The organism is Martinezella rhizogenes (genome assembly GCF_007002745.1).
In the GTDB taxonomy this organism is placed as follows: Bacteria; Pseudomonadota; Alphaproteobacteria; order Rhizobiales; family Rhizobiaceae; genus Agrobacterium; species Agrobacterium cucumeris.
The window spans coordinates 321484-332799 of the sequence record NZ_SGNY01000006.1; the positions used below are offsets into that span (position 1 = coordinate 321484).

General features: G+C 59.2%; 9 protein-coding genes. 4 read left to right on the forward strand and 5 right to left on the reverse strand.

Features of this window, described 5'->3' with window-relative positions; translation table 11 throughout:
- The first annotated feature begins 4 nt into the window (after positions 1-4).
- The 4 genes from EXN68_RS18980 (at position 5) to EXN68_RS18995 (ending at position 5459) form a co-directional block, all read left to right on the forward strand.
- Positions 5-1924 (forward strand): beta-N-acetylhexosaminidase, encoded by a 1920-nt coding sequence (locus EXN68_RS18980; RefSeq protein WP_142842328.1) that lies wholly within the window; start codon positions 5-7, stop codon positions 1922-1924.
- A gap of 13 nt (positions 1925-1937) precedes the next feature.
- The gene (locus EXN68_RS18985; protein WP_142842329.1) at positions 1938-3371 is read left to right on the forward strand and encodes a M81 family metallopeptidase; all 1434 of its coding nucleotides are present in this window, start codon (positions 1938-1940) and stop codon (positions 3369-3371) included.
- 62 nt (positions 3372-3433) lie between these two features.
- Positions 3434-4639, forward strand: coding sequence for an MFS transporter (locus EXN68_RS18990; RefSeq protein WP_142842330.1), 1206 nt, complete (start codon positions 3434-3436; stop codon positions 4637-4639).
- A 79-nt stretch (positions 4640-4718) separates the two neighbouring features.
- Positions 4719-5459, forward strand: coding sequence for a copper homeostasis protein CutC (locus tag EXN68_RS18995; protein ID WP_142842331.1), 741 nt, complete (start codon positions 4719-4721; stop codon positions 5457-5459).
- On the opposite strand, the gene EXN68_RS19000 is transcribed toward EXN68_RS18995, so the two are convergent.
- From EXN68_RS19000 to EXN68_RS19020, 5 genes are all read right to left on the reverse strand, one after another.
- Positions 5425-6576, reverse strand: coding sequence for a glycosyltransferase family protein (locus EXN68_RS19000; protein WP_142842332.1), 1152 nt, complete (start codon positions 6574-6576; stop codon positions 5425-5427). The two genes, EXN68_RS18995 and EXN68_RS19000, sit on opposite strands and share 35 nt — an antisense overlap.
- The gene (locus EXN68_RS19005; protein WP_161991391.1) at positions 6573-7820 is read right to left on the reverse strand and encodes a glycosyltransferase; all 1248 of its coding nucleotides are present in this window, start codon (positions 7818-7820) and stop codon (positions 6573-6575) included. The genes EXN68_RS19000 and EXN68_RS19005 overlap by 4 nt, the downstream gene beginning before the upstream one ends.
- Before the next feature lie 44 nt (positions 7821-7864).
- Positions 7865-9073 (reverse strand): glycosyltransferase family protein, encoded by a 1209-nt coding sequence (locus tag EXN68_RS19010; RefSeq protein ID WP_142842333.1) that lies wholly within the window; start codon positions 9071-9073, stop codon positions 7865-7867.
- A gap of 72 nt (positions 9074-9145) precedes the next feature.
- Positions 9146-10321, reverse strand: coding sequence for an ABC transporter permease (locus EXN68_RS19015; protein WP_142842334.1), 1176 nt, complete (start codon positions 10319-10321; stop codon positions 9146-9148).
- Positions 10318-11316: an ABC transporter permease gene (locus EXN68_RS19020; RefSeq protein WP_142842335.1), complete on the reverse strand. Its 999-nt coding sequence runs from the start codon at positions 11314-11316 to the stop codon at positions 10318-10320. The genes EXN68_RS19015 and EXN68_RS19020 overlap by 4 nt, the downstream gene beginning before the upstream one ends.

Genomic DNA, 11316 nt, shown 5'->3' on the forward strand with positions numbered 1-11316 from the left:
CATCATGGCGCTCGCAAATTATCGTCTCGAAAATTCATGGCATCCGCTCGCAGAGTCCGCATCCGGCGGCTTTACGTTCACGCTGGTCAATCTTTCCCGCGAGCCGCTGAAGGATTTTCGCATCGTCTACACCTCGCTGACGCGGACGGTGGACAAGCCGGTTTGCGGCAATGCGGTTTATCTGCGCCGTAATGCCAATTTCCATGAGTTTGCGCCACCAGCCGGCTTCGTGCTCGAAGCGGGGAAATCCTGGCGCTTTACCGTCGATGGCCTCCTGAGGCCCGCGCGGCATCGCACCGACGGGGCGAAATCCGCCTATGTCAGCCTTGCCGATGGTACACATCGCGCCGTTGATGTCGGCGATTTGATGCTGGATGGGCGTCATAGCGAGCCGGCACCAGTGCTGCTTCCGGAAGGCGAACTCGATCTGCCTTTCGCCATCCAGCCATGGCCCGCTGAAATCAATGCCGAACCGGGCGAGGGCTTTCCTGTCGCGCTTTTCCCGACGGAAGACGCAAGCACGGAAGAGGTTCTTGCGGTGGAAACCGTGCTTTCCCTGTTCCGCAGGCTTTTTACCGTCGGTCATGTGCCCTTCAGTCTTGCGCCGGTTCATGAGGGAAAGCCGCTTCATTTCAAGCAGCATAGCGGGCTGGAAGCGGAGGGTTATCGCATCAGCTTCTCCGAAGATGCGGTCGTCGTGGAATACTCGGCCGCTGCTGGTCTGCAATATGGCCTGACGGTTCTGGCGCAATTGCTGCATGGCGCGCGCGTCGATCCCAAATTCCGGTTCCCGGCGTCCGGCAGCATCAGCGATGCGCCGCGTTACAGCTGGCGCGGCTGCCATCTGGATGTCTCGCGGCAATTTTATCCGACCGGCGATGTCGTGCGGCTCATCGATATTCTCGCATGGCTGCGCATGAACCGTTTCCATTGGCACCTGACGGATGACGAGGCATGGCGTCTCGAAATCAAGGCCTATCCGCTGCTGACCACCGTGGGCGCGACCCGTGGTCCGGATGCACCACTTCTGCCGCAGCTTGGCAACGGGGCTGAGCCGGTTTCGGGCTATTACACGCAGGACGACGTCCGCAGGGTCGTTGCCCACGCGGTCGCGTTGAATGTCGAAATCGTGCCGGAGGTTGATATTCCCGGCCACAGCACGGCGGCTCTTGTCGCCTATCCGGAGCTGACGGATGGGCAGGAAGCGCCCGACAGTTATCGCTCGGTGCAGGGATATCCGAACAACGCGCTCAACCCAGCCATCGAGCCGACCTATGAGTTCCTCGGCAAGATATTTGACGAGATGGTGGAGCTGTTCCCGTCGCGGTTGATCCATATTGGCGGCGATGAGGTTGCGGATGGTTCATGGCTGGCCTCGCCGCTTGCCAAGGCATTGATGGAAAAGGAGGGGCTGGATGGCACCTTCGGCATCCAGTCCTATTTCATGAAGCGCATTCAGGGGATGCTGCATGAGCGTGGCCGCCAGCTTGCCGGCTGGGACGAGGTTTCCCATGGTGGCGGTGTTGATCCGGCTGGAACATTGCTGATGGCTTGGCAGAAGCCGGAAGTCGGTCTTGAGCTTGCAAAACAGGGTTATGACGTGGTGATGACACCGGGTCAGGCCTATTATCTCGACATGGTGCAGGATGAAGCCTGGCAGGAGCCGGGTGCAAGCTGGGCCGGCACCGTTCCGCCCTCGCATACCTATGCCTATGAGGCCGTCGGCGAATTTCCTGAGGAATTGAAGGAGCGGATGAAAGGTGTTCAGGCCTGCATCTGGTCGGAACATTTCCTCAATCGCGCCTATTTCAACCATCTGGTTTTCCCGAGGTTACCCGCCATTGCCGAGGCGGCATGGACGCCGAAGGCGCAGAAGGACTGGCTGCGGTTCTCCGCCATCGTTCCCTTGAGCCCGGTTTATTAAGGGGGAAGGTGCCATGCGTATTGCCGTTGGTGGAATCCATACCGAATGCAGCACCTATTCGCCGGTGCTGATGGGCGAGCAGGATTTTCGCGTCTTTCGCGGTGCGGAGCTTCTGGAGGCCGAATACTTCAATTTTCTCGGTGAAGGTGGGGCGGACGTGCTGCCGCTTCTGCACGCTCGTGCGGTGCCGGGCGGTCCGGTGTCACGGGTGGCTTATGATGCATTCAAGGCGGAGTTTCTTGACCGTCTCAAGGCTTGCCCGCCGCTCGACGGGCTTTATCTCGCCATGCATGGTGCGATGAATGTCGAAGGCATGGATGACGCAGAAGGGGACTGGATTTCCAGCGCTCGCGCCGTCGTCGGGCCGGATGTGATCATTTCCGCGAGCTACGACCTGCATGGCAATGTCAGCCAGACGATCGTCGATCAGCTGGATATATTCGCCGGCTACCGAACCGCGCCACATATCGACGTACGCGAGACGATGGTGCGGGCTTGGACGATGTTGCTCAAGGCCCTGAAAACGGGTGAAAAGCCCGGTGTGGCTTGGGCGAAAATTCCCGTTCTCCTGCCCGGTGAAAAGACGTCCACCGAAGATGAACCGGCCAAAAGCCTTTATGAGGTTCTGCCGGGCTATGACACCCGGCCCGGCATTTGGGACGCGAATTTCATGATTGGTTACGTCTGGGCCGATGAGCCACGGGCGACGGCTTGTGCGGTGGTGACGGGATCGGACCGAGAGGCCGCACAGGCCGTCGCGGCCGAAATCGCGCAATCTTACTGGGACGCCCGGCAGAATTTTCGTTTCGGTCCTGTGACCGAGCCGCTTGAGGCCATTCTGGATATTGCGGAAAAGACGGCTACCGGCCCGATCATTCTCGCTGACTCAGGCGACAATCCAACCGGTGGCGGGGTGGGCGATCGTGCCGATGTTCTGGCGGCGCTGATTGCGCGCAACTGGCAGGGTGCTCTCCTGGGCGGCATAACCGACCGACCGGCGGTCGAAGCCTGCTTTGCGGCAGGCGAGGGGGCGAGCCTTTCCCTGAAGATCGGCGGCAGTCTCGATCCGCAAAGCCCTTCGGTCACTGTTGAAGCCAAGGTCCTGAAATTGGATGATTCCAGCGCTGCGGATCAGCGGCAGGCGGTGGTAGGTATCGGCGGCATCACCGTCATTCTGGCGGCGCGACGCAGGCCCTATCACATGATTTCGGATTTCGCGCGTCTCGGTTTTGATCCGAAGGTGGTGAAGCTGCTGGTCGTCAAATCGGGTTATCTTTCACCGGAGCTTGCGCCGATCGCCAATCCCAACCTGATGGCGCTGACGGAAGGCGTTATCAATCAGGATATCGAAAACCTTCCCAACCGTCGCCGGGAGGGGGATTTTTACCCATGGAAGCCGCATTTCGATTATATGCCCGAACCCATTCTTTCGGCCCGCTGGCGATGACAGCGGTCCGGTAGCTTTTATCCAGCGATCCGGCGGGGCCGGATCATCTCAGGCGAATATCCATGCCGTCGGCTCTTTCCATCGTCATCAACAATCCGTCGATCCGCATCGGGGCGCTCGCCATCCTGTTTTTCGGATTTTCGAATGCGGCGACCGCACCTTATCAGGCGGTCATCGGCATTCGCGAAATCGGGCTCAGCAACACCGTTTATTCCCTTCTGATGCTGTTTGCCGCCATCATCAATGTCAGCGCCAGCGTGCTGATGGGTATTGTCGCCGACAGGCTGGGCGAATATCGCAAACCCATGCTGTTCATCGCGCTGTTCGGTGTCAGCGGTTATATGCTGGTTTATCTGGCGGGGAATGCCACGGCCTTTGTGAGCGCGAAGCTCATTCTCCTGCCGATTTTCGGGGCGATGAACTCGCTGATCTTCGCGCATGTGCGCGCCGATGCCCGCAATCTTTCGACGGGCGACATGATTGCCGTGAACTCGATCATGCGGGCGACAATCTCGCTCTCATGGGTGCTGGTGCCGGGCATCGTCGGCATTTTTCTCATCAGTTCCGGCAATATGCTGACGGCCTTCCTGTTTTCCGGCCTCTGCGCACTTGTCTGTTTTCTGCTCGTCGCCTTCTGCCTGCCCCGGGCCGCCACGCCGGCGGTGGTGAATACGGAAGCGCGTTTCGGTCTGCGTGCCTCGCTTGCGGAAATCGGATCACGGCGGGTATTGCTGCGGATCATCGCCATCGCGCTCATCTGCTCGATGCTGCATCTCAATGATTCGATACGTTCGCTCATCATCACGGGCCAGGCGAAGGGCACGGTTGCCGATATCGGCATCGTGGCGGGCATCGTTGCTGCGCTGGAAATCGTCTTCATTCTCTTATGGGGGTGGATCGAAAAGAAGGTGCCGCAAACCCTGACCTTGGCGGCGGGAGCGGTGCTTTATGCGGCCTACCTCATTCTGCAGGGGCTTGCGACCGAACCCTGGCATATCTACGCGCAGACGTTCATCAGCGCGCTGGGGGCTGCTGCCATCATCAGCATCCCCATCACTTACCTGCAGGAGTTGATCGCGGACCGGCCGGGGCTTGGAAGCTCGCTAATCGCGGTCAATATCTTCCTCGGCGCAGGTCTTGGCGCTTTGATTTTTGCTCTGGGAACAATGGTCTCCAGCTATTCGGGCACCTCGATATTGGGGGCTATCGTGGGTCTTGGCGGGGTTTATATGCTCTACACGCTTGATGGGACGGGTCGCCGCAGGTAGAGCGTCGAACCCAAAAAGTGTGGCGGTTTTCGAATGGTCCAGTGCGTAAACAGGGCACGTTCAAATGAAAGAGGTTAGGATGATTCTCGAGATTTGCGTGGACGATGTGGCCGGTCTGGAAGCGGCGGTTCGGGGCGGAGCCGATCGGATCGAGTTATGCGCTGCGCTCTCCGGCGGCGGTGTAACGCCGTCTGCTGGCTTCATGCAACGGGCGGCGTCCTGTGGATTGCCCGTCAGCGTGATGATCAGGCCGCGCGCGGGTGATTTCGTGTTCACGCGCGACGAAGCCGATGTGATGAAACGCGATATCGACGCGGCACGTGCGGCAGGCCTTTCCGGCCTGGTGCTTGGCGCATCGCTTGTCGATGGTTCGCTCGATCTCGCTCTGCTCGAGGAACTGCGCCGTCACGCCGATGGGCTGGATATGACACTGCATCGCGCCTTCGATGTCGTTCCCAATATGGATGAAGCGCTGGAGGCGGCCATTGCGCTCGGCTTCCCGAGAATTCTGACCTCCGGCGGCGCGCGCTCGGCGCTTGAAGGGATAGAGGCGCTGGCGCACCTCTCCGAGAGAGCAGCCGGTCGGATTGTCATCATGCCGGGTGCCGGCGTGCGTCCGCAGAGCGTGCAGGCATTGCTGGATCGCTTTCCGATTACGGAAATCCACGCATCCTGTTCTGCCGTCCCATTTTACGATCCGGAAAGCCGGGTGGCAAAGCTTGGTTTCACCGGCGATGGGCGCAAGGGCACGGATGAGGCGGCGGTTCGCGAATTAAAGGCGATGCTTACCGCTCATCATAAAGGCGGCGCAAAGCTATAGCCGTACCAGCCGCCCCATCGAGATCAAGGTGGATTGTGTCCGGTCCCGGCAGGGCTAATGCCGCCGTGATGGCATCGGCCATGGATTGCGTGGAGATATCCTTTTCCTCCAGAACCTGCGCCAGCCCCAACCGCGCGAGCCGCTCGGCACGGGCGCTCTGTTCGGTTTCGCCACCGACTGCGAAGGGTATGAGGAGTGAGCGGCATTTGGCCTGAAGAATATCGCAGACGGTGTTGTAACCCGCCTGTGAAACCGAAAGCCGGGCGCCGGCGAGCAGACTCGCGAAATCCTTGCGGAAACGGAAGACAGAGACATTGTCCGGTGCCTCAGCCGAAATCGCGTCGAAATCCACCTGGGGCATGTTGGGGCCAGTGACGAGGCACCAGTTCCCGATGCCGTCCAGCAGCGGTGCGGCCTCAAGGGCGGCCCGTAGAAGTGCTGCACCGACTGCGCCACCACCGGCGGACACCACTATATCGAATTTCTCCGCCGGTTGCGGCGGTGGAAGCGGGGCAACAAGGCCGGTATAGACGATGCGCTGGCTGATCTCGCCAGCAAGTGGGAAGGTGTCTCCCAGCCGGGCGAAATTCGGATCGCCATGCACCAGCACGGCATCGAAATGTTTTTTCACCAGTGACACGGTTTCTTCGTCCCGGCCCGGCTTGGTTTTTTCCTGCAGGATGTCGCGCAGCGATGTCATGACCAGCGGGCGCGGTTCGCTGTCCTCGATCTCGTCGAGCAGCGGCAGCAATTCGAACCGCACCTGCCTGCGGCCGAAGGGGAAAGCTTCGATAATGACGATATCGGGTTTTGCACCGTGATAGGCGCCAATCAGCATATCGGTTCTGAGCTTCCTGAAGGCGTCGTCCACCGGCTTGCCGGAACTGTCGACAAGACCGGAAAAGCTGCCATCGCTGACGGCGATCGGTGGTAGCTCGACATGGCGGATTCCCTCGCCCGGAAAGCCCGGAACCGGGGTGCCGCCTGTGACCAGAACGACATCGAAACCATCTGCCTGAAGCGCGTTGGCAATGCGGCTGGCGCGGGCGATATGGCCGATGCCCAGAAGATGCTGGACATAAAAAAAGACGGAAGGACGCATTTCCGGTTCACTCATGGTGCTTTTTCCCACTCGGTCTCGAACAGGGCCTTCAGCTCGCTAATGCTGGTGCGGTGGTCGAAAGCGGTTCGTACACGGTTCTCGGCGGCGCTGCCCAGACGCTGGCGCAATTGCGGATCGGTGATCGCGCTGCGCAGAGCCTGCGCGCAGGCGGCCGGATTTTCCGGTTCCGTCAGCAGACCGTTTTCGCCAGAGACGAAAAATTCCGGAATGCCTGAAATATTGGTGGAAATGCAGGTCAGCGCCTGGCTGGCGGCTTCGACCAGCACATTGGGAAGGCCGTCGCGGTCGCCATCGCTGGTAATGCGGCAGGCAAGTGCGAAGAGATCAGCTTCCCGGTAGTTTTCCAGCACCTGTTTCTGGTCCATGGCGCCGGTCCAGACGATCCTGTCGGCGATGCCAAGCTCGTCGGCGAGTTTCCTCAGTGCCGTTAGTTCGTCGCCGCCACCGATATGGGTGAAACGCCAATGGATATCCTGCGGCAGTGAGGCCAGCGCCTGCAGCAGAATATCGATGCCTTTTTTCTTGACTGCCCGACCGACGCTTAAAATCCGAACTGGATCATCTGCGTCCGATCCGTTTCTTGCCGGTCGCGATGTTTCGAAATGCGGAAAACGGGTTAGATCGAGCCCGTGATAGCTGAGATGCACGTTCTGCTTCGCCCCCGAAAGGGTCTGCAAATGCTGAAAACCGCCGGCAGTGCAGGTCACAGCCCAGCGGGCGCTTTGCAGCTTGGCGGCGAGGTCGCGATCATTCGAGGTCCAGATATCCTTGGCATGGGCGGAAATTGTCCAGGGTGTGCCGGTGATGAGATGGGTATAGGCAGCGACCGAGGCGGGGGTGTGAATGAAATGGACATGCAGCCACTCGGCATCCACAGGCCATTCATGCGCGAGTACTGCGGCCTGACCGAAACGGCGGAAGCGGTTGCGGCTGAGATCATGTGGCAGATCACTGAAGAAGCGGCGGAGCGCGCTGGTGAAGCCCGGCTTCTTGCGGCAGGCCCACAGCGCTTTCAGAACGCGCAGCGGCTCCTCGTGCAGATATTCCGGCAGGTAGGTGACGGGCGCGCGGATCTCGTCATGAACGGGGTGACGTTTCTTGTCTGTCGGCCGGCGCATGGACATGAGTTCAAGTTTCAGTCCGGCCTTTTCAAGTCCCAGAAGTTCCTGGGCGATGAAAGTCTCGGACAGGCGCGGATAGCCCTTGAGGAGCACCACGATTTTTTTTGTATCGGTCACGTTGCGCGTGTCTCTTTTTGAAGCGGTGGTTGTCGGGGAGCCGGTCACGCGGAGAGTGTGATCGGCGTCCGTTCGCCCTCGGGCGGCAGCCATTCGGCGATCCGTTTCGATATATTTTCCAGACCGTCGAGCTTCAGCTCCCGCGAATTGACGGAGGGCGGTGCACGGCCGGGCAGGGCTTTGAGAGCTTCCGCCATTTTTGCGGGGTTTTCGGCATCCTCCGGCAAAAGCATGTCGAAAAGGCCGAGTTCCGAGGCGCGGCTGGCGCGGATCAGCTGCTCTTCCCGCGGCACGGTGCGCGGCACGACGAGGGCGGGCTTGTCGAAGGACAAAATCTCGCAGACGGTGTTATAGCCGCCCATCGACACGACGGCCTGGGCGCCGGCAACGAGATCTTCCATGCGGTTGTCGAATTCGATGATCTCGATATGCTGAATATCGGCGACGCTGCTCATGAAGCGCTGACGCTGATCCGCCGGCATATAGGGGCCGAGAACCACCAGTGCCTTGTGGGTCAGTTCCGGATCATGGCGGTACGCATTGATGACATCGTCGATCAATTCGCTACCATCTCCGCCGCCGCCGGTGGTGATGAGAAGGTAATCGCCTTCCGGCCGGTGCGCCACGGTTTCCGCCTGCGTTTTGGATCGCTGCAGGAAGCCGACGAAATCCATCTTGTCACGAACGTTTTCGGGAACATCCAGTCCTGTCAGCGGGTCGTGGAAATCCGGCGGGCCATAAACCCAGACATGGTCATAAAACTGGCCGATCTTGGTCATGACATTGTTGCGCTTCCACTCGGCTTCGAGCAGTTGTGGCGCATCCATGACATCGCGCAGGCCGATGACGAGCTTGGTTCCCTGTCCCTTTAGATACGCAAGCGTTTCCTCCACTTCACCGCGCAGACCCATGGGTTCCTTGTCGACGATGAAGATGTCAGGCTTAAAGCTTTCGGCGGTATGATAAATGATGGAGCGGCGCATCTTCAGGGTTTCCTGAAGATCGATATGCCTGTCCATCGAAGTGTATTCGCCATTGCGCAGCTTGATGACACTCGGGATCTTCACGAAATCGACACGGGCGCGATAATCGAAAGCACCGGCAATGGTGGCGCCCGAAATGATGAGGACGTTGAGGCCGCGATAATCCTCCACCAGCGCATGTGCGATCGTGCGACACCGCCGCAGATGTCCGAGGCCGAAAGAATCGTGGCTGTACATGAGAATACGCGCGTCGTTCAAACGGGAGGTCATGGGCCACACCTCTTGTTGCCTTTCACGATAAAGGCGATGGCGGAAAGGCAGTTCATCAAGGCGTGTTCCATTTTATCTGAAGGGATCCGCAGCATCACGTAGTCCGTCACCGAAGAAATTAAAGGCCAGAATGACGAGAACGACTGGGATCGTCGGTATGAGAAGCCACGGATATAGCGCAATGACGCTGACGCTGCGCGCTTCCGTGAGCAGAATTCCCCAACTTGTGATCGGCGGGCGCAGACCAAGGCCGAGGAAGCTCAGCGCGGTTTCGCCGAGGATCATGCCCGGTATCGTCAATGTGGCCGAGGCGATGAGATGCGACATGAAGCCGGGAATAAGATGTCTGCCGATGATGCGCGGTGTGCCCGCACCCATCAATTGTGCAGCCAAAACATAGTCTTCCTCGCGAAGCGCCAGCAATTTCGAGCGCACGGCACGCGCCAGCCCTGTCCAGTCCAGCATGCCGAGAATGATGGTGATGCCAAGGTAGACGAGGATCGGGCTCCAGGTCACCGGCATGATCGCCGCAAGCGCCAGCCACAGCGGAATGCTCGGAATGGATTGCAGGACCTCAATGATGCGCTGGACAATCAAATCGAAGGTGCCGCCGCGATAACCGGCGAGACCGCCGATCACAATGCCGAGAACGAAGCTCATGGCGACGCCGAGAAGGCCGATGGTGAGCGAGATGCGCGCACCATAGATGATGCGCGACAGAACATCGCGTCCGAGGCGGTCGGTGCCGAGCAGGAACATTTCGCCGCCTTCAGCCGGGCAGACGAAGTGGGTCCTGCCCTCGAACATGCCCCAGAAACGGTAGGTATCGCCCTTGCAGAAGAAACGCAGCGGCTGAACATCCGTCGGCACGTCGCGATAGACACGCCGCAGATTGTCCATGTCGAGCGTCATTTCCCGGCCGTATACGAAAGGCCCGACAAACTTTCCGTTGTCGAACAAATGAATGGCCTGCGGCGGAGCGTAGATATGCTCGATATTGCGGGTATGGAGATTGTAAGGCGCGAGGAACTCGCTGATTAGGATCGAAAGATAAAGCACCACCAGAAACGCGCCGGACCAGACGGCGATCTTGTGCTGGCGGAACTGCCACCACATGAGTTTCAGCTGCGATGCCTTGCTGAAGGCCGCCATGCCAGACGTGTTCGGTTCGATCAGGGATGGATCGAAAGGCGCGGTCGAAACGTAATGGGGCAGTGCTTCGCCTGCTTTCGGGATGGATGAAGTCATTTGACGTTACCACCTCCGAAGCGGATTCTCGGGTCGAGTATGGCAAGGGCGATATCCGATACCAGAACGCCGATCACCGTCAGGAAAGCCAGGAACATCAGGAACGAACCGGCCAGATACATGTCCTGGCTCTGCAGTGCCCTGATGAGCATGGGACCAGTGGTTTCGAGCGACAGGACAACGGCGGTGATTTCCGCGCCTGATATGATGGCGGGCAGGATCGAGCCGATATCCGAGATGAAGAAATTCAGCGCCATGCGCAGCGGATATTTGGTCAGCACCTTGAAGGGGTGCAGGCCCTTGGCGCGGGCGGTGACGACATATTGTTTCTGCAATTCGTCCAGAAGGTTGGCGCGCAGGCGGCGGATCATGCCGGCTGTGCCGGCCGTTCCGATGATAAGGACGGGTATCCAGATATGCTCGAGGATCGATCTGAACTTCGCCCAGCTCATCGCCTGGTTCAGATATTCGCGGTCCATCAGATGGCCGATGGAGATGCCGAACCAGATATTGGCGAAATACATCAGGATCAGCGCCAGCATGAAGTTGGGGATGGCGATGCCGAGCAGGCCAAGAAAGGTCAGGCCATAATCGCCCCAGCTGTATTTATGCGTGGCAGAGTAGATGCCGATTGGAAAGGCGATCAGCCAGGTGACGATGATGGTGAGGAACGACACCAGAACCGTGAGCCAGAGGCGGTCTCCGACGACATCGCTCACAGGTAGCTGATATTCGAAGGAATAACCGAAATCACCGACCAGCATGCCAGTCGCCCAGCGGAAGTAGCGGATCGGAGCAGGCTGGTCGAAACCGTAGCGGACGCGCAGCTCCTCGATTTCGGCAAGGTTGGCCGTCTCGCCCATGGCGCGCAATTCGGCGACATAGCTTTCGAAATAATCGCCCGGCGGCAGTTCGATGATGGTGAAGACCAGCATCGAGATCAAGATCAGCGTGGGGATCATCACGAGGATGCGCTTGAGAACATATCGCAGCAT

Bases quoted from the DNA above. Each gene is read 5' to 3' on its own strand.
- EXN68_RS18980 (WP_142842328.1), top strand. From the start codon at position 5: ATGGCGCTCGCAAATTATCGTCTCGAAAATTCATGGCATCCGCTCGCA.
- EXN68_RS18985 (WP_142842329.1), top strand. From the start codon at position 1,938: ATGCGTATTGCCGTTGGTGGAATCCATACCGAATGCAGCACCTATTCG.
- EXN68_RS18990 (WP_142842330.1), top strand. From the start codon at position 3,434: ATGCCGTCGGCTCTTTCCATCGTCATCAACAATCCGTCGATCCGCATC.
- EXN68_RS18995 (WP_142842331.1), top strand. From the start codon at position 4,719: ATGATTCTCGAGATTTGCGTGGACGATGTGGCCGGTCTGGAAGCGGCG.
- EXN68_RS19000 (WP_142842332.1), bottom strand. From the start codon at position 6,576: ATGAGTGAACCGGAAATGCGTCCTTCCGTCTTTTTTTATGTCCAGCAT.
- EXN68_RS19010 (WP_142842333.1), bottom strand. From the start codon at position 9,073: ATGACCTCCCGTTTGAACGACGCGCGTATTCTCATGTACAGCCACGAT.
- EXN68_RS19015 (WP_142842334.1), bottom strand. From the start codon at position 10,321: ATGACTTCATCCATCCCGAAAGCAGGCGAAGCACTGCCCCATTACGTT.
- EXN68_RS19020 (WP_142842335.1), bottom strand. From the start codon at position 11,316: ATGCTGCGATATGTTCTCAAGCGCATCCTCGTGATGATCCCCACGCTG.